We start from the raw sequence: 19,566 nt of genomic DNA, 5'->3' as shown, positions 1-19,566 counted from the left end.
TCCGAGTACTTTCCACTCGGACTTCCAAGTACTTCGCGCCGATCCGGAACAGTCGCTGGTCAGAGCACTGGTTACAGCCTTGCAGGGGGCCGGAACACCGGCACGTTATCCCGGTCACCCCGGGGACGGGAAGAGCTCGACCGGGGCGGTCGGAAAGATCGTGTGTGAGACTGACTCCGTGCGCGAAGACGGAAAAATCACTGTATTTCTTCTCGACGACCATGAGGTGGTCCGCCGGGGTGTGCACGAGTTGCTCTCGGTGGAGGACGACTTCGAAGTGGTCGGCGAGGCGGGTACGGCGGCCGACGCGCTGGTGCGAATTCCGGCCACGCACCCGGACGTCGCCGTCCTCGACGTACGCCTGCCGGACGGCAGCGGCGTCGAGGTGTGCCGCGAGATCCGCTCCCGGGACGAAAGCATCAAATGCCTGATGCTGACGTCCTACGCCGACGACGAGGCCCTCTTCGACGCGATCATGGCGGGTGCCTCGGGTTACGTCCTCAAGGCGATCCGCGGCGAGGAACTGCTCTCGGCGGTCCGTGACGTCGCCGCCGGCAAGTCCCTGCTCGACCCGGAGGCCACCGCCCGCGTCCTGGAGCGGCTGCGCGGCGGAGGCAGCGCCAAGGGCGACACCCGGCTCGCGAGCCTCACCGACCAGGAGCGCAGGATCCTCGACCTGATCGGCGAGGGGCTCACCAATCGCGTGATCGGCGAGCGGCTCCATCTGGCCGAGAAGACGATCAAGAACTACGTCTCCAGTCTGCTGTCCAAGCTCGGCATGGAGCGGCGCGCGCAGGCGGCCGCCTATGTGGCCCGGATGCAGGCGGAGAAGGAGCGCTGAGTTCTCCGCGCTCCACGCGCTCCACGCACTCTACGTAGGGCCGTATTGAGTTTTCCGTGCTCTCCGTAGAGGCCGATCAGCGCTCCGGGGACGCCGACCGACGCTCCGCAGAGGTCCTTATTCGGGACTTATGTCCCTGCGTGGAAGGTCGGGCGGCCCTTTCTCCGGCTCCCGCGGTGCCGCACATTGAGAGGCATGCCGACCGACGAACAGCTCGCCGCCGGACTGCTCGGCCGCGTCCAGCACGGCCGCCTGGCGGCCAGCATGCGCGCGCTGCCCTTCCTGGCCACGGCCCGCCACATCGTGGTGGGCGGCCGTGTCCTGCTGCGGATCCACAAGGGGTACGGCCACCACCGGGCGTGCGCGGGAAGCGTCGTCGCGTACGGCGCGGACAACCTGGGCTCCCCGCGCGCGGGCGAGGGCCACTGGTCCGTCCAGGTCGTCGGCGTGTGCGAGCCCGTCGAGCCCACCGCCGCACAGCTCGCGCTCTTCGGCCCGGCCCCGCGCCGCGTGGACGACGCGCCCTTCGAGCCCGTGTACCTGGAGGTCACTCCGGAGTTCGTCACCGTGCGCTCGACGGACGGTGGCCTGGAGCTTGCACACCGGCACTGTCCGTGACAAGCCCGAGGTCAACGGCCTCTCCGGTGCCCTAACATCTGGCGCGTGCCGCGCTCATCTGTTTCGCCCGCCCTCTCCTCCGCGCCCCCTCTGGGCGCCCTGCTGCGGCGATACGCCGCCGGGGCCCCGCTGGCCTGCGAACCCGTCGACCAGGGGCTGCTCAACCGCGGCTACCGCCTCGCCACCACCCACGGCCGGTACTTCCTCAAGCACCATTTCGACCCCGAGACCGCAGACCCCGCCGCGATCGCCCGCCAGCACCGCGCGACCCAGCGCCTCGCCGACCTCGGCGTCCCGGTGGCCCCGCCGCTGACCGGAACCGACGGCCGCACGGTCGCGGTCGTCGGCGGCCACGCGTACGCCCTGCACCCCTGGATCGACGGACGCCACCGCAGCGGGGCCCAGCTGACCACGGAGCAGTGCCGGCGCCTGGGGGCCCTCCTGGGCGTCGTACACGCGTCCCTGGAGCGGGTGATGCCGCCACGGCGGTCCGAGGAGCGCGCGGAGAGCGCGGACCCCGCCGACACCTTCGCCCTCATCGACGACCTGCTCGCCCGCGTACGCCGCCACCACCCGTCCGACGCCTTCGACGAGCTGGCCCGCCACCGCCTCCTGGAGCGGCGCGCCCTCCTGGAACGGCACGCGGACAGGCGGCCCCCGCAGGGCGGCTCGGTGGGCTGGGTGCACGGGGACTTCCACCCCTTCAACGTGCTCTACCGGGGAGACACCCCCGCCGCGATCGTCGACTGGGACCGGCTCGGCGTCCAGCCGCAGGCCGAGGAGGCGGTGCGCGCCGCGGTGATCTTCTTCGTACGCCCCGCCGGCACGCTCGACCTGACGCGGGTACGGGCCTACGCGCGCGCGTACCGGCGCTCCGCGCGGGCCACCCCCTCCGAGCTCTCGGCCGCCGTGCACCGCGTGTGGTGGGAGCGGCTCAACGACTTCTGGATACTGCGCTGGCACTACGAGCGCGGGGACACCCGCGCCGACCCGCAGTTCCCCGCGGCCTCCGCGCTGGCGGTGTGGTGGACGCGGGAGTACGACGCGGTGTGCGAGGCGTTCGTGGGGTGAGGCCGGGCCTGCTCGACCACATCGACCGGATCACTCGGCTCGACCGCCTCGGCCGGGGGGCTCGTGAAACGGCACGCGCGCGTGGAGCCCGATTCCGGGTTCCACGCGCGCGTGAAGGGTGTTGCGGAGGTGCCGGGTCAGCCGCCGGTCACGCCTTCCACGTCACCGACTTCGCCCGTCGGCTCGCCCGACGGTGTCGGATCGTCCGTCGGAGTCGTCTCCTCGTCCGTCGGCGTCACTTCGTCCGTCGGAGTCGTCTCCGGATCCGTCGGCTCGCTCTTCGAGGCAGATGGGGTGCTGCTCGGCGATGTTGTGTACGACGGCGTGAAGTCCGGGTCGCCGCCCGTGCCGGTGTCCTGGTCCGTGGGCTCGTCCGTGGGCTCGTCGGACGTGCTCTCGCTCGGTGTCGTCTCCTTCTCGGTCTGCGAGGTGGTCGGCGACTCCTTCGTGCCGCCCCCGCCGCCGTCGCCGTCACCGCCCTGCAGCGCCAGCGCGACCCCCGCCGCGATGGCGACCACCGCGAGGACCGCCAGGATCCACAGCTTGCCGCGGCCGCTGCCCCGGTTGCCGTGCCCCTCGAAGCCCCCGTCGTCGCCGCCTCCGCCACGGCCGGGCGGCAGCATCGGTGAGGGGATCTGGGTGGTGCCCGAGTCGCCGGGGTGCGGCAGCCCGGCGGAGCCCGCGAGGCCCATCGCAGGGGTGTTCACGGCCTCGTGCATGTCCACGGGACCGGTGTTCCAGGTCCCGGTGTGGCCGCCCTGGTCGTACAGCATCTGCAGCCCGTACTGGGTGAGGCCGCGCATCTCCTCCGCGGTCTGGAACCGGTCGTCCGGCTCCTTCGCGAGGGAGCGCATGACCAGGCCGTCCAGCTCCGGCGGCGCCGCGTCCGAGACCTCGGAAGGGGGCACCGGGATGTCCTGGACGTGCTGGTAGACCACCGACAGAGGGGTCTCACCGGTGAACGGCGGCCGCAGCGCGAGGAGTTCGTAGAGGAGGCAGCCCGTCGCGTACAGGTCGCTCCGGTGGTCGACCGCCTTGCCGAGCGCCTGCTCCGGCGAGAGGTACTGGGGCGTGCCCATGACCATGCCGGTTTGAGTCATTGTCGACTGGGCGCCGTGCAGGGCGCGCGCGATGCCGAAGTCCATCACCTTGACCGCACCGGTGTTGGTGATGATCACGTTCGCGGGCTTGATGTCGCGGTGCACGATGCCGTGCTGGTGCGAATACGCAAGCGCTTCCAGCACTCCGGAGACGATGATGAGTGCCTGCTCGGGCCCGGGCGCCTCGGCGTTGAGCAGCAGGTCACGGATCGTGCGGCCCTCGACGAGCTCCATCACGATGTACGGGACGACCTGGTGGCCGACCACGTCCTCGCCGGAGTCGTAGACCGCCACCACCGCATGGTGGTTGAGCCCGGCGACCGACTGTGCCTCGCGCGTGAACCGCGCCTTGGACACGGGGTCTTCCGCCAGGTCGGAGCGGAGCAGCTTGACCGCGACCGTGCGCCCGAGCCGGACATCCTCGGCGGCGAACACCTCGGCCATGCCGCCCCGGCCCAGTCTGTGGGTGAGCCGATACCGGCCGTCGCCGACCAGCCCGCCGTTACCCCACAACTCCGGCGCATCTGACATACCGCCGCCAGTCGCCTCGGGGTCGGACGGGCCCTGAGCGCGCTGCTGCTGTGCCATCAGTCCTCGCCGTCGTTTCTGTCCGCACCGGTCGAAGTACGCGCGGTGGTTGTTACGGTCTCCGTCGGGCCACGCTACAGCCTCCGTGGGAGAGGCCGACCCGGGATGGACCGGCCATGAAACCCACAGCCGGTCCGCGGGTGCAAATTCTGTGTACCGGCCGTACGGCACCTGTAACGCTTCCGCGACTCTTCTTTCGCGTACGGTCACGGAACGGGCACCGAGCTTGACGTGTCAGTGCCCTCCGGCAGACTTGGCCGGGAATGACACTAAGGATCACCGCCGCGGGGGCCACATCAGCAGCTTCCGCCCGCGTGACGGGGCACGCCGATGGGGGACGCAGAGACATGAGCCAGGACGGCGCACACGACCGGTACGCGGGGCGTTCGGTCGCCGGCGGGCGCTACCAACTGCGCGACCTGCTCGGCGAGGGCGGCATGGCCTCGGTCCATCTCGCATACGACTCGGTGCTCGACCGACAGGTCGCGATCAAGACACTGCACACCGAGCTCGGCCGTGAGCAGGCCTTCCGCGAGCGCTTCCGCCGCGAGGCCCAGTCGGTGGCCAAGCTCACCCACACGAACATCGTCTCCGTCTTCGACACCGGCGAGGACGTCCTGGAGGGCATGACGACTCCGTACATCGTCATGGAGTACGTCGAGGGCCGCCCGCTCGGCTCGGTCCTCGACCAGGACATCACCCAGTACGGGGCGATGCCCGCCGACAAGGCCCTGAAGATCACCGCGGACGTGCTGGCCGCGCTGGAGATCAGCCACGAGATGGGCCTGGTCCACCGCGACATCAAGCCGGGCAACGTGATGATGACGAAGCGGAACGTCGTCAAGGTGATGGACTTCGGCATCGCCCGCGCCATGCAGTCCGGTGTCACGTCGATGACGCAGACCGGCATGGTCGTCGGCACCCCGCAGTACCTCTCCCCGGAGCAGGCCCTCGGCCGGGGCGTGGACGCCCGCTCGGACCTGTACTCGGTCGGCATCATGCTGTTCCAGCTGGTCACCGGACGACTGCCGTTCGAGGCGGACTCGCCGCTGGCCATAGCGTATGCGCACGTCCAGGAGGAGCCCGTGCTGGCGTCCTCGGTCAACCGCTCGCTGCCGCCGGCCGTGGACGCCCTGATCACCCGCGCCCTGAAGAAGAACCCGAACGAGCGTTTCCTGAACGCCGAGTCGATGCGTGACGAGTGCCTGCGCGTGGCCCAGTCGTTCCAGGCCGCACCGCCGAGCATCGTGCCGGGCGCCCAGACGTCGAGCGGCGCCGGTGTCGGCTCCGCGGTGTTCCCGCCGGTCGACCAGTCGGCCCAGGCTCCGCAGGGGAACGTACAGACGCCGTACCAGCCGGGCGCCTACGGCCCGCCGACCCCGGCGCACACGTCCACGCCCGCCGCTTCGTACGGCTATCCGCAGCAGGGCGGCTACCCGACGCCGGCCCAGACCGCCGCGTATTCCCCGCAACAGGGCTACTCGACCCCGCCGCCGTACACGATCACGCCGCAGCAGCCCTCGGCGCCCGCCTCCGGCGGCGGCCGCAAGAGCAACATGCCGGTGATCGTGGGCTCGATCGTCGTCGCGCTGGCCGCCGTCGGCGGGCTGATCGCCGCGCTGCAGATGGGCGGCGGGGGCGACGACGACAAGGGCGGCGGCACGGAGTCCAGCGCGTCGGCGTCCGTGGTGGCCGGGCACAAGGGGCCGGACACGACGAAGAAGATCGAGAAGACCGAGTGCACGGAGCCCGAGGAGTCGTACAACGACGCCGACAAGATCAAGGTCCCGGACTTCAAGTTCAAGAACATGGACTCGGTGAAGGCGTGCCTGCAGGCGGCGGGCTGGCAGTACGAGAGCCAGCCGGTCGACGAGAACGCCTACGGCCAGGACACGGTGATGAGCCAGATCCCCGCCGCGGACGCGGACGTCGACCCCAAGAGCATGCCCAAGATCCAGCTCTACGTCTCGACGGGCAACCCCGCCTGATTCCTTGACCGTTCGGACACACGAAGACCGTTCGGACACGCTCGGTCCGCCAAGACCGTTCGGACACGCGAAGGGGCCCGGCATTTCTGCCGGGCCCCTTTCGTCCGCGCGCTGTTCGGAGTGATGGGAGTCGTCGGGGTTACGGGTGCAGGTTCGGGTACGGACCGCAGTTACAGGTACGGACCCCCGACACGGCCGCCCGCTCGCGGGTCGTCGTCCTCCTCGCCGCCACCCACACCCGGCGGGAGCGCCCGCCGCATCGACTCCAGCTGGGCGCGGGCCGCCATCTGCTGGGCGAACAGGGTGGTCTGGATCCCGTGGAAGAGCCCTTCGAGCCAGCCCACCAACTGGGCCTGCGCGATCCGCAGTTCGGCGTCGGAAGGGATGCCGTCGTCCGTGAACGGCAGGGACAGCCGCTCCAGTTCCTCGACGAGATCGGGCGCGAGCCCGTCCTCCAGCTCCTTGACCGAGCTGGCGTGGATCTCCTTGAGCCGGACCCGGCTCGCCTCGTCCAGAGGTGCCGCACGCACCTCCTCCAGCAGCTGCTTGATCATGCTCCCGATGCGCATGACCTTGGCGGGCTGCTCCACCATCTCCGTCACCGGGACCTCACGGGAGTCCTCGTCTCCTCCGCCGCCGAGAGCCATCCCGTCCTGGCCAACGACCAGGATCTGGGGGTTCTCCGGCGACCTTTCGTTCCTCGGCATCTCCATGCCGCCATTCTCTCGCACCCGCACACCTCATCACCCTCGTGCCCCCTCCCGGGCGTGATCCACCATGTACGCACCGGCATGTCCGCACCGGCGTCGCACATCAGACCGGCGGCGCCGGCGGCTGCGGCGGATCCGTGGCCGCCGCCTCCGCGAGCCGCAGAAGCCGGGCCTCGCAGTGGTCGAGCCACCGCATCTCGGCCTCCGCACGGAAGACGAGATGCTCCAGGACCAGCAGCCGGGCCACCTCGTCCCGGTGCCCGGGGCCCTCCGCGAGCGCCTGCGCCCGCAGCCGGGTGTACGTGTGCATCGCCTCCGACAGATACCGCCGCTGTGTCTCCACGATCGCCCGTATGTCGGCCCCCGGCGCCCCGACCGCCATGGCCAGCTTGATCGCCAGCTCGTCGCGCGGCAGGTTCGTGCGCTCCACGGGACGCGTGAACCAGGACCACAGCTCGGCCCGGCCCGCGTCCGTCAGCGCGTACAGCACGTGTCCGGCCTCGTCCGCGCCCTGCTGAACGACCAGACCGTCCCGCTCCAGCCGGCCCAGCGTCGTGTAGACCTGCCCGATGTTCAGCGGCCAGGTGGAGCCGGTGCGCGCCTCGAACTCGGTGCGCAGCCGTGAACCGTAGCGCGGCCCACGCTCCAGAAGCGCCAGCAGACCGTGACGTATCGACATAACCGGTATCTGTACCCCGTACATCTGTGCGCGCCAAGGGTGTCACCGAGGGTGATCGCATCGGCACCCGGACGATCGGGATGCCGGTGCGGGCGCCCCGTGTGACTCTGGTGCCGTCGATCTTGGTTCCTTCGCACCAGGAGGGGGTCACCGACGTGGCTCCATGGCTCCGCCCCCTGCACGTGACCGGCCTGCTGCTGGTCCTGCTGGCGGGCCCCGCTCCGATCTCGTACGCCGTCCCCCACATCTCCTCCTACGAACCCGCACCCGGCGAGTCACGGGCCGGCAGCCGGGCCGGGGAGGGACGCGAGCGGCCGGGCCGGTCACCCGCGCCGACGGAGGAGGAGACACAGGAGGAGGAAGCGGAAGAGGAAGCGCAGTACGAGGCGCAGGAGGAGGACGCCGGGGTCGGTCACCCGGACGGGCCAGCGGACGACGAGCAGTCGGAGGGCGAGCAGTCGGAGGGCGCTGTCGCCCCCGAGACGCCCGGGAACACCGCGCCCACGTCCCACCCGCCGGTCGATGCCGAACAGGCCGCCGGCCGCCACGTACGCGCCTCGGAACCCGTCCTGAGGGTCCTGCCCCTCGGCAGCGGATTGGTCCTCATCGGTCTGGGCCTCGGCCTCGCGTTCCTCGCACTGCGCGTACGGCGGGGCTGAGGCGGGGCGGGACCGCAGCCCAGCCCAGCCCTGCCCTGCCCGGCCGTCGAGTCCTAAGGGAGCGTGAGCAGCACCTTCCCGATGTTCCCGCTCTCCTCCAGCACCCGGTGCGCCGCGGCCGCGTCGCTCATCGGCAGCTCGCGGTCGACCACCGGACGTACATGCCCCGCGGAGACCAGCGGCCAGACGTGCTCCCGTACGGCCGCGACGATCGCCGCCTTCTCCCCGGCGGGACGGGCGCGCAGCGAGGTCGCGGTGACGGCGCCGCGCTTGCCCAGCAGCATGGCGATGTTCAGCTCGCCCTTGATGCCGCCCTGCATGCCGATGATCGCGAGCCGTCCGTTGACCGCGAGGGCCTGGACGTTGCGGTCCAGGTACTTGGCGCCCATGTTGTCGAGGATGACGTCGGCGCCCGCCCCGTCGGTGGCGGCCTTGATCTCCTCCACGAAGTCCTGCTCGCGGTAGTTGATCAGCACGTCCGCGCCGAGTTCGGCGCAGAAGTCCAGCTTCTCCTTGCTGCCCGCGGTGACGGCGACCTTCGCGCCGACGGCCTTGGCCAGCTGGATCGCCATGGTGCCGATGCCGCTCGCCCCGCCGTGCACCAGGAGCGTCTCGGCGGGGCGGAGATGGGCGATCATGAAGACGTTGGACCAGACCGTGCAGGTCACCTCGGGCAGCGCGGCCGCCTTGTCGAGTCCGACCCCCTCGGGCACCGGCAGCAGCTGCCCGGCCGGCACGGCCACCTTCTCGGCGTACCCGCCGCCGGAGAGCAGCGCACACACCTCGTCGCCGACGGCCCACCCGGAGACACCGGCGCCGACCGCCGCGATCCGCCCGGAGCATTCGAGACCGGGGTACGGGGACGCGCCGGGCGGCGGATCGTAGAACCCCTGCCGCTGCAGCAGATCGGCACGGTTCACCGCGCTCGCCGCCACCTCGACCAGCACTTCGCCCTCTCCGGGCACCGGATCCGGGACCTCGTCCCACACCAGCGCCTCGGGCCCACCAGGTTCAGGAATAGTGATCGCTCGCATGTCGGCGAGGCTACTCCGGGCCTCCGGTCCTGGCTCCGGTCCCCGCCCTAGTCCTGCCTCAGTGGCCTCATGTCCGGTGCCACCTGGGTGTGCGGGGTGACCCGGACGATGGTGATCAGCCGGTCCGTCAACTGCAGCTTCCCGATGGCGGGATCGTCGTATCCGAGGACCCGGTGCCCTCGTACGACGCTCACCACCAGGTCCTCGGTCTCGCGGGCGCCCTTGCCCACCTCGGCCTTTATGACGGGCCGTTCGACGATGTCGAGTCCGCTGCCCTGCTGGATGAGGTCCTCCATGACCATGCCCGCGCTGGGGCTGAGCACGGAGAGACCGAGGAGGCGGCCGGCCGCGCTGGCGCTGGTGATGACGGCGTCGGCGCCGGACTGCTTGAGCAGCGGCGCGTTCTCCTCCTCGCGCACGGCGGCCACGATCTTCGCCCCGCGGTTGAGCTGCCGGGCCGTCAGCGTGACGAGCACGGCAGTGTCGTCGCGCTGGGTCGCGATGATGATCTGCCGGGCCCGCTGGACCTCGGCGCGGATCAGTACGTCACTGCGGGTGGCGTCGCCGACCACACCCGCGTAGCCGTCCGCCGTCGCCGCGTCGATCACCCTGGAGTTGGGATCGACGACCACGACCTGCTCCTTCTTCAGCCCCGTCGCGCACACGGTCTGTATCGCCGAGCGGCCTTTCGTGCCGAACCCGATGACAACGGTGTGCTCCCTCAAGGCGGTCCTCCAGCGGTTCAGTCGCCACTCCTCCCGGGTGCGTTCGGTGAGGACCTCGAGAGTGGTGCCGACCAGGATGATCAGAAACATCACGCGCAAGGGCGTGATCACGAAGATATTGGTGAGCCGGGCGGCGTCACTGACGGGAGTGATGTCGCCGTATCCGGTGGTGGAGAGCGTGACGGTCGCGTAGTAGAAGGCGTCGAGCAGGTCGACCGAACCGTCCGAGTTGTCGTTGTAGCCGTCGTGGTCGGCGTAGACGATGAGGGCGGTGCCGACCAGTACGAGCAGTGCGATGGTGACCCGTTTGGCGACCTGCCGCAACGGATGTTCCACGCGTCGGCGAGGCAGTTTCACCCGGCGGGTGACGATGCGTTCGTCCGCGTGACGGGCGATCGCGTCCTGGCCCGGAAGTTTCACGTGAAACACACCCCGATCCCGGCCGTGGCCCAGGGCAGGTCGAGAATCTCCAGCTCCTGGCCGGGGCGCGCCCCGCCGGGCGGCACGACCGCGAGCGCGTCGGCCACGGCGATGCCCCGCAGCATGGCCGGTCCGTTGTAGTGCAGCGGCACGGCCCGGTCCTCGCGCAGGACGACGGGGATCAGCCGGGTGTCGTACGGGTGGCCGTGCACGGTCTCCTTCAGGGGCAGCGTGTACGTCTCCGGGGCCCCGCGTCCCGCAAGGGTGCGCAGCAGGGGTTCGGCGAGCGTGAGCAGGCCGGAGACGGCGGCGAGGGGGTTGCCGGGGAGCCCGACGAGGTGCTGGTTCTCCTTGGTGCGGGCCAGGAGCATGGGATGGCCGGGGCGCACCTTGACGCCGTCCACCAGGAGTTCGGCGCCGATGCGGCGCAGGGTGGGGTGCACATGGTCGACGGGGCCCGCGGCGGTGCCGCCGGTCGTCACGACGAGGTCGGCTTCGGAGTTCTTCAGGGCCTTGTGGAGGGCCTCGGCGTCGTCGCCGAGCCTGCGCACGGCGATGACGTCCGCGCCGAGCGCGCGCAGCCAGGACGGCAGCATCGGGCCTAGCGCGTCCCGGATCAGTCCGTCGTGGGGCAGGCCCTCGGTGAGCAACTCGTCCCCGAGGACGAGGACTTCGGCGCGGGGCCGGGGGAGGGCCGAGACGGTGTCGTATCCGGCGGCCGCGGCGAGCCCGAGCACGGCCGGGGTGACGACCGTGCCGCGCTGCAGCAGGGGATCGCCGGAGCGGCACTCCTGGCCCCGGGGACGGATGTCCTGCCCGGGCACGACCTCCCGGGTGGCGTGGAGCCGTTCCTTCTCGTCGGTGCGGCCGTGCTCGCTGCGGATCACCGCGGTGACGTCCTGCGGGATCCGTGCCCCGGTCGCGATACGGACGGCCTCGCCGTCGGTGAGGCGCTCGGGCTCGGCGTGGCCGGCGAGGACCCCCTCGGCCCGGACGTCCCAGGGTCCCGGCCCGGCGACGGCCCAGCCGTCCATCGCGGACGTGTCGAACGACGGAAGGTCCGTGAGGGCGGCGAGGGGCGCGGCGAGTACGAGGCCCAGCGCGGCGTCGAGGGATACGGAGACGGGGGCGTCCGGCCGGCGGGGGGCCCGCCCGGCGAGGGCGCGTGCCTCGGGCCAGGGGGTGGCCCTGTGGTGGCCGTGCTCGGCCGTGCGGGCCCGGGAGGTTCCGGCGGCGGTTCCGGCGGTGTGCTGCCCGTGCTCCGGGCTTCCGCCCCTCGGTGACGGCGGGGGCACGGCGGGAGAACCTCCAGTGGCTCCGGAGCCGTCGGGCACCTGGGCACCGCCTTCCTTGACCAGGGCGAGGGCCTCCTCGACGTCGAGATCGTCGAGGTCGACCTCCTCGTACTGCCCCCGGGCGGTCATCCGGCGTCCGGGCGGGCTTCGGGAGCGGCTGCCCCGGTGCCGGTCCCGGGCCTGCTGGTGGTGCCGGTGCTGGTGCCGGTGCCGGTCCCGGTGCTGGTGCCGGACGGGGCCGTCGGGGGTGGTGCGGTGCCGTCGTCGGTCTCCGCCTCCGACTCCGCCGCCCAGCGCAGCGCCAGTGCGGTCGCCTTGCGGGCGGCCTCCGCGACCGCCTCGGGGCCCCCCTTGGCCTGCGCGGCCGCGTACCCCACGAGGAACGTGGTCAGCGGTGCCGCCGGGCGCGCCACACCGTGCGCGGCGTCGCGGGCGAGGTCGAGCAGGGTGCCGGTGTCGACGTCCAGGTCGATGCCGAGCTCGTCCTTGACTGCGGTGATCCATTCATCCAACACGTGCCCATGCTCCCTGATACGTGCCCGGGCGGCGGCGATGTCGTCCCAGGTGTCGCAGTCGAAGGACGCGACGGGGTCGGTGATACGGGTCAGTTCGAGCGCACCGGTGAGCCGGCGCAGCGGCAGCCCGGTCAGTTCGCCGTGCTCGGCGCGGAGGGCAGCCAGCTCGCGGCGCAGCGCCGCACTCCGGTACGCGGCCACGAGCGGCTGGTCGCGCCCGCCGGAGTCGGTGAGCAACACACCCTCCGTGCCTGCCTCCTGAAGAGCGGTCAGCAACCGCTCGACCGTGCCCCCGTCCAGGAACGGCAGGTCGGCGGAGAGCACCACGACGTACGCGGCGGTGGTGTGCCGGAGGCCTTCGTCGAGGGCGGCCAGCGGGCCCCCGCCGGGCGGGTCCTCGCGCGCCCACTCCACCGGACGCGCGGTGGGCCGGGGCTCCGCGACGACCACGGTGGTGGCCGCGCCGGAGCAGGCGGCCAGGACGCGGTCGAGCAGCGCGCGGCCGCCCACGCGAACGCCGGGCTTGTCCGCCCCGCCGAGGCGGCGGGCGGCGCCGCCGGCGAGCACGACGGCGTCATGGCCGTCCGTGTCCCGGCCGTCCATACCGGGTCCGAGTGCGTCGGAGGAACCGAGTCCGCTGGAGGAACCGGGTGCGCCGACGGAACCGGGTGCGCTGGGACGCTCGTACGCGGTCACCCCCCGAGTATGAGCGCCCGATGGATCATTTCCACCCCCGCGCACAGCATGTGGACGGGGGTGGTGACGAGGTCGTACGGGCCGAGGGGGCTACAGGGTCCGCAGCAGGACCGCGGGCTGTTCCACACAGTCCGCCACATACCGGAGGAATCCGCCCGCCGTGCCGCCGTCGCACACCCGGTGGTCGAAGGTGAGCGAGAGCTGCACGACCTGCCGCACCGCCAGCTCGCCCTGGTGCACCCAGGGCTTGGGGACGATCCGGCCGACGCCGAGCATGGCCGCCTCGGGGTGGTTGATGATCGGTGTGGAGCCGTCGACGCCGAACACTCCGTAGTTGTTCAACGTGAAGGTCCCGCCGGTGAGTTCCGCCGGTGTGAGCGTCCCGGTCCGGGCCGCCTCGGTGAGCCGCGCGAACTCCGCGCTCAGGGACTCCGCGTCCCGCGTGTGCGCGTCCTTCACCACCGGCACGACGAGCCCGCGCTCGGTCTGCGCGGCGAACCCGAGGTGCACCGCGTCGAGCCGGACGATCTCCCGGGCTTCCATGTCGACCGTCGAGTTGAGCTCGGGAAAACGGGCCAGCGCGGCGGTGCAGATACGGGCGAGGAGCGCGAGGAGGGCGATCTTCGGCCCGCCGGCCTCGTTCATCCGCACGCGCGCGTGCATCAGTTCCGTGGCGTCGGCGTCGACCCAGCAGGTCGCGTCGGGAATCTCGCGCCGGCTCCGGGAGAGCTTGTCGGCGACGGCACCTCGGACGCCCTTGAGAGGGATACGGGTGCCACGCGCGTGCGTGGGTGTGGACGTTTGGGCTGTTGGGGGCGCCACGGCCTGTGGTGGCCGCGCGACGGTCGGGGCGGACGAGACGGCCCGCGCCGCGTGCTCGACGTCCGCGCGCGTGATCAGCCCCTCGGGACCCGAGCCCGCCAGCTCCCGCAGGTCGAGCCCGTTCTCCCGGGCCAGCCGGCGCACGAGCGGGGAGATCACAGGCACGGGACCGTCGGCCCGGCGCCCCGCATCGGTACCGGTCCTGTCCGCGACCGGCTCCTCGTCCCGTACGGGACGACGGAGGGCCGTGCCGGACTCCGTGGGCGCGGCGGGCGCCGCCGCGACGGCCCGGTCGACGTCCGGGAGCCCAGTGCCACGGCTTCCAGCCGATCCGGCTCCAGCTCCGGCAGCAGTGCCAAACCGTCCCGAGCCCGGCCCGCCGTCGGCCGAACCCGGTGACCGCCACCCCGGAGCCGCCCCGGCCCCCGCCGGCCGCAGCCGTCCACGCCGTGCCGGAGGCGCCTGCGTGCCGTAGCCGACGAGTACGTTCCCGGAGCCCTCGTCCTCGGAGTCGGAGACGAGTGGGCCGGAAGCCGATGCGCCGGAAGCCGGTGCCCCGACCGCGACCGTCAGCAGCGGGGAGCCGACGGGCAGTTCGGTGCCCTCTTCGCCGTAGCGGGCCGTGACCACGCCGCCGTACGGGCAGGGGACCTCGACCATCGCCTTGGCCGTCTCGACCTCGACGACGGGCTGGTCGACGGCGACGACGTCACCGACCTGGACGAGCCAGCGGACGATCTCGGCCTCGGTGAGCCCCTCACCGAGGTCGGGCAGCTTGAATTCCAGGACCTGGGCCATCAGCTCTGTGCCTCCCACTGCAGCCGCGCCACCGCGTCCAGGATCCGGTCGACACCCGGCAGATGGTGGCGCTCCAGCATCGGCGGCGGATACGGGATGTCGAACCCGGCCACGCGCAGCACCGGCGCCTCCAGGTAGTGGAAGCACCGCTCGGTGACCCGCGCGGCGATCTCCCCGCCGGGCCCGCCGAAACCGCCCGACTCGTGCACGACCACGGCCCGCCCGGTGCGTCGTACGGACGCGGAGACCGTCTCGTCGTCGAACGGCACCAGGGAGCGCAGGTCGACGACTTCGAGGTCCCAGCCCTCGGCCCGCGCCGCCTCGGCGGCCTCCAGGCAGACGGGCACCGACGGCCCGTAGGTGATGAGCGTGGCGCTGCGGCCGTGGCGCCGTACGACCGCGCGGCCGATCGGGTCCACGGCCTGCGGCTCGTCCGGGTTCCAGGTGTCCTTCGACCAGTACAGGCGCTTGGGTTCCAGGAAGACGACCGGGTCGTCGGAGGCGATGGCGGCGCGCAGCAGCCCGTACGCGTCGGCGACCGTCGCGGGTGTGACGACATGGAGGCCCGGGGTCGCGATGTAGTACGCCTCGGAGGAGTCGCTGTGGTGCTCGACGCCGCCGATACCGCCCCCGTAGGGCACGCGCACGGTGATGGGAAGCGGCATCGCCCCGCGCGTGCGGTTGCGCATACGGGCCACATGCGAGATCAGCTGCTCGAAGGCCGGGTAGGCGAAGGCGTCGAACTGCATCTCCACGACCGGCCTGAGCCCGTACATGGCCATGCCGACGGCCGTGCCGAGGATGCCCGCCTCGGCGAGCGGCGTGTCCGTGACGCGGTCCTCGCCGAACTCCTTGGCGAGCCCGTCGGTGACGCGGAAGACGCCGCCGAGGGTGCCGACGTCCTCGCCCATGACGTGCACGGTCGGGTCGTCGGCCATGGAGTCCCGCAGGGCGCGCCCGAGGGCCTGCGCCATGGTGGCCGGCTTCACCGCGACGGTGGTCATCGGGCCGCCCCTTCCGACTCGTGCTCGTTCTCGGTCCCGTGCTCGTGGTGGCGCGCCTCGGCGTCCAGCTCGGCCCGCAACTGTGCCTCCTGTTCCAGGAGTTGCGTCGTGGGCTGGGTGTAGACATGTGCGAAGAGGTCCATCGGGTCGAGCGCGGGATCCTGGTTCATGCGCTCGCGCAGGTCCGCGGCCATCACCTCGGCGTCCTCGCGCGCGGCGCGCATTCCGGCCTCGTCGAGCAGCCCGCGCTCGGTCAGCTCGTGCTCCAGGAGGGCGATCGGGTCGTGCGCGCGCCAGGCCTCGACCTCGGAGTCGCCGCGGTAGCGCTTGTCGTCGTCTGCGTTCGTGTGCGCCTCCATGCGGTACGTGACCGCCTCCACGAGCGTGGGACCGCCACCCGCCCGCGCGTGGGCGACGGCGTCGCCGAGGACCTCGTACACGGCGGCGGCGTCGTTGCCGTCGACCAGGCGGCCGGGCATCCCGTAGCCGACGGCCTTGTGGGCCAGCGACGGGGCCGCGGTCTGCTTGGCGAGCGGGACGGAGATCGCGAAGCCGTTGTTCTGTACGAGGAAGACGACCGGTGCCTGCCAGACGGCGGCGAAGTTCAGCGCCTCGTGGAAGTCGCCCTCGCTGGTGCCGCCGTCGCCGACCAGGGCGAGCGCGACCACGTCGTCGCCCTTGAGGCGGGCGGCGTGCGCGAGGCCCACGGCGTGCGGGAGCTGGGTCGCGAGGGGCGTGCACAGGGGCGCGATCCGGTGCTCATGCGGGTCGTAGCCGGTGTGCCAGTCGCCGCGCAGCAGGGTCAGCGCCTGGACGGGGTCGAGGCCACGGGCGACGGCGGCGAGCGTGTCGCGGTAGCTGGGGAAGAGCCAGTCGCGCTCTTCGAGGACGAGCGCGGCGGCGACCTCGCAGGCCTCCTGGCCGGTGGAGGAGGGGTAGACGGCGAGGCGGCCCTGCTTGGTGAGGGCCGTGGCCTGCGCGTTGTAACGGCGGCCGCGCACCAGCTGCGCGTACAGCCTGCGCAGGAGCTCCGGGTCGACCCGCTCGGCCGCCTCGGTGCCGAGGACGCGGTGGGGCAGCGCGTCGGGCAGCAGCGGCGCGGGGTCGGTGCGGGGCTGCCAGGCGGGCGGCGGGGTCGGCCGGTATGCGCCTCGCTGCTCCATGACCGTCATGTCGGCACCTCCTCGTGGGCGGCTTCGAGAGACGTGCCGAGAGTGACGCGCCTCACCTACCGATTGTTCGGTCGTCGGCACATTTTGGCTACAGGCACCTCCAGGCTGTGGACAAACGGTTCTCCACAGCCTGAGATGGACGCAGTACGTCCATGGTAGGGAGGCGGGGGGACATGGCACCTGAACAAATGGCCGAGGGGCCGGAGGCGGGATCCTCCCTGCCGCCGCCGCGCCCGCTGGACGCCATCGATCAGGACATCCTCCAGATGCTCCAGGCGGACGGCCGCGCCTCGATACGGTCCGTGGCCGAGCGCGTCCATGTATCGCGAGCGAACGCCTACGCGCGCATCAACCGCCTCATCGAGGACGGCGTGATCCGCGGCTTCGGTGCCCGCGTCAACCATGAGCGCGCGGGGCACAGCACCTCGGCGTACATCACCCTCAAGATCGTGCAGAACTCCTGGCGCACCGTGCGCGAGCAGCTGACGGCACTCCCCGGGGCCTCCCACATCGCGCTGGTGGGCGGGGACTTCGACGTGCTCCTGTTGGTGCACACGCCCGACAACAGGGCGCTGCGCGAGCTGGTGCTCACCCGGCTCCAGGCCATCCCCGAGGTGCTCAGCACACGGACGCTGCTGGTGTTCGAGGAGGAGGACCTGGAGCCGCAGGGGTGACCTGCGCCTTTGGAGGATTGGGGCTCCCCTTGTGCCTCAGTCCTCCTGCCGGAGCCCCCCGAAGACCAGCCGCACCACCGCGTCGGCGACCTCGCGCTCGCCCATGCCCCGCCCGTCGGGGCGGTACCACTCCACGATCGAGTTGATCATCCCGAAGACCAGCCGTGTCGCGAGCCGGAATTCCACGTCGACGCGTACGTCGCCGTCGGCGGCCGCGGCCCTCAGGAGCTCGGCCACCCGGTGGTCGAAGTCCCGGCGCCGCTCCAGGGCCCACCGCTCGGCGTCGGTGTTGCCGCGCACGCGCAGCAGCAGTGTCACGTACGGCAGCTCGGCGGTGAGGACCTCGACCATGCGCCGGGTGACGTACTCCAGGCGCTCCACGGCACGCCCCACGCGCGCGTGCTCCTCGTCGAGGATCCCGAAGAGGCCGTCGAGCGCCCGGCTGACGGCCCGGCGCAGCAGCTCCTCCTTGCCCGTGACGTGGTGGTAGATCGACGACTTGGAGATGCCCGCCGCCTTGGAGAGGTGCTCCATGGAGGTGCCGTCGTAGCCGCGCTCGTTGAAGACCCGCACGGCCACGGAGAGCAGCGTCTCCGGGGTGTAGGTGTCGCGCTTGGCGGTGGTCATGGGGTGCCCTCCCGCTTCTCGGAGGCGTACGCGTGGCGGTAGAGCGCGAGGGACGGCGCGTAACGGCCTGACGGGTCGCGCATGTGCAGGTCGTCCAGGACGTCGTAGGCCCAGCTCCTGCCCAGCCTGCGGCTCCATTCGAAGGGCCCCAGGGGGTAGTTGACGCCCAGGCGCATCGCCGTGTCGATGTCCTCCTCGGTGGCCACTCCCTTGGCGACGGCGTCGTGCGCCAGGTCGACGACGCGGGCCACCGTGCGGGCGACGATCAGGCCGGGCACGTCCCCGATGACGCTGACGTCCTTGCCGAGCGCCTGGAAGAGCCCGGTGGCCTCGGCGAGGGTCTGGGTCTGGGTGTCCTGCGAGTGGGACAGGGCGATCCGGGTCGCCCGCCGATAGTCGAGCGCGAGGTCGAAGTAGACGACGTCACGGAACTCGACGGCGGTCTGGCCGTCCGCGAGGGCCAGCTGGCCGCCGCTCGGCAGCACCAGCCGGGTGCCGTGGTCCTCCTCGTCCTCGCGGACCTGGATGCCCGCCTCGCGGATCAGCGCGAGCAGGTCGGACGCGGGGCCCAGATCGCCCTCGGCGACCACGTACGCGGGCGGCTGGGCCTTCTCCGCGGTGTGCGGCTCGGGACGCTCGCCCTCGTCCCCGTAGTCGTACCAGCCGTGCCCCGACTTGCGGCCGTGGCGGCCCGACTCGACGAGCCTGCGCTGGGCCAGCGAGGGCGTGAACCGCACGTCCTGGAAGAAGGCCTCCCACACGGAACGCGTGACGAACTCGTTGACGTCCTGGCCGATGAGGTCGGTCAGTTCGAAGGCGCCCATCCGGAAGCCGCCCGACTCGCGCAGGACCGCGTCGATCGTGGCGGGGTCGGCGGCCTGGGCCTCGTAGACCGCGAAGGCCTCGGCGTAGAAGGGCCGCGCGATGCGGTTGACGATGAAGCCCGGGGTGTCGGCGCAGGCGACCGGGGTCTTCCCCCAGGCACGGGCCATCTCGTACGCGCGCGTGGCCGACGTGACGTCGGTCGCGAACCCGGAGACGACCTCGACGAGGGGCAGCAGCGGTGCGGGGTTGAAGAAGTGCAGCCCCACGAAACGGCCGGGGTTGCGCAGGGCGCCGCCGATCGCGGTCACCGACAGGGAGGAGGTGTTGGTGGCGAGCAGACAGTCGTCGTCGACGACGTCCTCCAGCTCGCGCAGCAGCTGCTGTTTGACGTCCAGGCGCTCCAGGACGGCTTCGACGACCAGGCCCGAGTCGGCGAGGTCGGCGAGGCTCTCCGCGGGGCGCAGGCGCGCGCGGGCGGCGTCCCGTTCGGCGCCGGTCAGCCGGTCCTTCTCGACGAGCCGGTCGAGGCGGGCGGCGATCGCGTCGGCCGCGGCCCCGGCACGGCCCGGCACGGCGTCGTACAGCCGTACGGGATGGCCCGCGACGAGCGCGACCTGGGCGATGCCCTGGCCCATGGTGCCGGTACCGACGACGGCCACAGGGCCGGCGAGGTCGAGTGCTGTCATGCTCGCGATCCTCCCGCAC

18 protein-coding genes are annotated in these 19,566 nt (G+C 71.9%); 6 read left to right on the top strand and 12 right to left on the bottom strand.

Translation table 11 applies throughout. From position 1 onward, the window contains the following. Window positions 1–178 precede the first annotated feature (178 nt). From ACFWXQ_RS23525 to ACFWXQ_RS23515, 3 genes are all read left to right on the top strand, one after another. A complete protein-coding gene (locus tag ACFWXQ_RS23525) occupies window positions 179–841 on the top strand; it encodes a response regulator (protein WP_383955905.1) in 663 nt (220 codons plus the stop codon). Window positions 842–1,036: 195 nt separating this feature from the next. Further along, entirely contained in the window at window positions 1,037–1,459 is a 423-nt protein-coding gene (locus ACFWXQ_RS23520; RefSeq protein ID WP_383955908.1) for a pyridoxamine 5'-phosphate oxidase family protein, read from the top strand. A gap of 45 nt (window positions 1,460–1,504) precedes the next feature. Continuing rightward, window positions 1,505–2,530 carry a phosphotransferase gene (locus tag ACFWXQ_RS23515; protein WP_383955911.1) on the top strand — a complete coding sequence of 342 codons (1,026 nt, stop codon included), beginning with the start codon at window positions 1,505–1,507 and terminating at the stop codon, window positions 2,528–2,530. A gap of 137 nt (window positions 2,531–2,667) precedes the next feature. Here the strand turns inward: ACFWXQ_RS23515 and ACFWXQ_RS23510 are convergent, their stop codons facing one another. Then, complete coding sequence (locus ACFWXQ_RS23510) at window positions 2,668–4,218, bottom strand: protein kinase (protein ID WP_386269026.1); 1,551 nt, start codon at window positions 4,216–4,218, stop codon at window positions 2,668–2,670. A gap of 347 nt (window positions 4,219–4,565) precedes the next feature. On the opposite strand from ACFWXQ_RS23510, the gene ACFWXQ_RS23505 reads away from it, so the two are divergent. Continuing rightward, window positions 4,566–6,206, top strand: a complete 1,641-nt coding sequence (locus ACFWXQ_RS23505) for a protein kinase (RefSeq protein ID WP_383937544.1) — start codon at window positions 4,566–4,568, stop codon at window positions 6,204–6,206. A 170-nt stretch (window positions 6,207–6,376) separates the two neighbouring features. On the opposite strand, the gene ACFWXQ_RS23500 is transcribed toward ACFWXQ_RS23505, so the two are convergent. Both ACFWXQ_RS23500 and ACFWXQ_RS23495 read right to left on the bottom strand, forming a co-directional pair. Continuing rightward, window positions 6,377–6,919: a bacterial proteasome activator family protein gene (locus tag ACFWXQ_RS23500; protein WP_383937546.1), complete on the bottom strand. Its 543-nt coding sequence runs from the start codon at window positions 6,917–6,919 to the stop codon at window positions 6,377–6,379. A 100-nt stretch (window positions 6,920–7,019) separates the two neighbouring features. Continuing rightward, window positions 7,020–7,595, bottom strand: a complete 576-nt coding sequence (locus ACFWXQ_RS23495; RefSeq protein WP_383937548.1) for a PadR family transcriptional regulator — start codon at window positions 7,593–7,595, stop codon at window positions 7,020–7,022. Window positions 7,596–7,750: 155 nt separating this feature from the next. Here ACFWXQ_RS23495 and ACFWXQ_RS23490 point away from each other — a divergent pair, with 155 nt between their 5' ends. Beyond that, entirely contained in the window at window positions 7,751–8,254 is a 504-nt protein-coding gene (locus ACFWXQ_RS23490; RefSeq protein ID WP_383937550.1) for a hypothetical protein, read from the top strand. A 53-nt stretch (window positions 8,255–8,307) separates the two neighbouring features. Here the strand turns inward: ACFWXQ_RS23490 and ACFWXQ_RS23485 are convergent, their stop codons facing one another. The 7 genes from ACFWXQ_RS23485 to pdhA all read right to left on the bottom strand — a co-directional run bounded on the left by ACFWXQ_RS23485 (window position 8,308) and on the right by pdhA (window position 16,735). Further along, window positions 8,308–9,288 carry an NAD(P)H-quinone oxidoreductase gene (locus tag ACFWXQ_RS23485; RefSeq protein WP_383937552.1) on the bottom strand — a complete coding sequence of 327 codons (981 nt, stop codon included), beginning with the start codon at window positions 9,286–9,288 and terminating at the stop codon, window positions 8,308–8,310. Window positions 9,289–9,335: 47 nt separating this feature from the next. Beyond that, window positions 9,336–10,433 (bottom strand): potassium channel family protein, encoded by a 1,098-nt coding sequence (locus tag ACFWXQ_RS23480; RefSeq protein WP_383937554.1) that lies wholly within the window; start codon window positions 10,431–10,433, stop codon window positions 9,336–9,338. Beyond that, complete coding sequence (locus ACFWXQ_RS23475) at window positions 10,430–11,857, bottom strand: molybdopterin molybdotransferase MoeA (protein WP_383937556.1); 1,428 nt, start codon at window positions 11,855–11,857, stop codon at window positions 10,430–10,432. The genes ACFWXQ_RS23480 and ACFWXQ_RS23475 overlap by 4 nt, the downstream gene beginning before the upstream one ends. After that, on the bottom strand, window positions 11,854–12,939 hold the full coding sequence (locus tag ACFWXQ_RS23470) for an NTP transferase domain-containing protein (RefSeq protein ID WP_383937558.1): 1,086 nt from the start codon (window positions 12,937–12,939) through the stop codon (window positions 11,854–11,856). Before ACFWXQ_RS23470 ends, ACFWXQ_RS23475 begins: the two co-directional genes overlap by 4 nt. 90 nt (window positions 12,940–13,029) lie before the next feature. Then, complete coding sequence (locus tag ACFWXQ_RS23465) at window positions 13,030–14,559, bottom strand: dihydrolipoamide acetyltransferase family protein (RefSeq protein WP_383937630.1); 1,530 nt, start codon at window positions 14,557–14,559, stop codon at window positions 13,030–13,032. Continuing rightward, a complete protein-coding gene (locus tag ACFWXQ_RS23460; RefSeq protein WP_383937560.1) occupies window positions 14,559–15,563 on the bottom strand; it encodes an alpha-ketoacid dehydrogenase subunit beta in 1,005 nt (334 codons plus the stop codon). The genes ACFWXQ_RS23465 and ACFWXQ_RS23460 overlap by 1 nt, the downstream gene beginning before the upstream one ends. Next, window positions 15,560–16,735: a pyruvate dehydrogenase (acetyl-transferring) E1 component subunit alpha gene (gene pdhA, locus ACFWXQ_RS23455; protein WP_383937562.1), complete on the bottom strand. Its 1,176-nt coding sequence runs from the start codon at window positions 16,733–16,735 to the stop codon at window positions 15,560–15,562. The genes ACFWXQ_RS23460 and pdhA overlap by 4 nt, the downstream gene beginning before the upstream one ends. 173 nt (window positions 16,736–16,908) lie before the next feature. Here pdhA and ACFWXQ_RS23450 point away from each other — a divergent pair, with 173 nt between their 5' ends. Next, a complete protein-coding gene (locus tag ACFWXQ_RS23450) occupies window positions 16,909–17,409 on the top strand; it encodes an Lrp/AsnC family transcriptional regulator (protein ID WP_383393764.1) in 501 nt (166 codons plus the stop codon). A gap of 36 nt (window positions 17,410–17,445) precedes the next feature. On the opposite strand, the gene ACFWXQ_RS23445 is transcribed toward ACFWXQ_RS23450, so the two are convergent. Together ACFWXQ_RS23445 and ACFWXQ_RS23440 are read right to left on the bottom strand one after the other, a co-directional pair. Next, window positions 17,446–18,036, bottom strand: a complete 591-nt coding sequence (locus tag ACFWXQ_RS23445) for a TetR/AcrR family transcriptional regulator (protein ID WP_055613049.1) — start codon at window positions 18,034–18,036, stop codon at window positions 17,446–17,448. Next, entirely contained in the window at window positions 18,033–19,547 is a 1,515-nt protein-coding gene (locus ACFWXQ_RS23440) for a 3-hydroxyacyl-CoA dehydrogenase (RefSeq protein WP_383937565.1), read from the bottom strand. The genes ACFWXQ_RS23445 and ACFWXQ_RS23440 overlap by 4 nt, the downstream gene beginning before the upstream one ends. Window positions 19,548–19,566: the final 19 nt, after the last annotated feature.

This window comes from Streptomyces sp. NPDC058697, from assembly GCF_042715345.1.
Taxonomy (GTDB): Bacteria; Actinomycetota; Actinomycetes; order Streptomycetales; family Streptomycetaceae; genus Streptomyces; species Streptomyces liliifuscus.
This window is presented reverse-complemented; position numbering and strand designations above follow the sequence as displayed.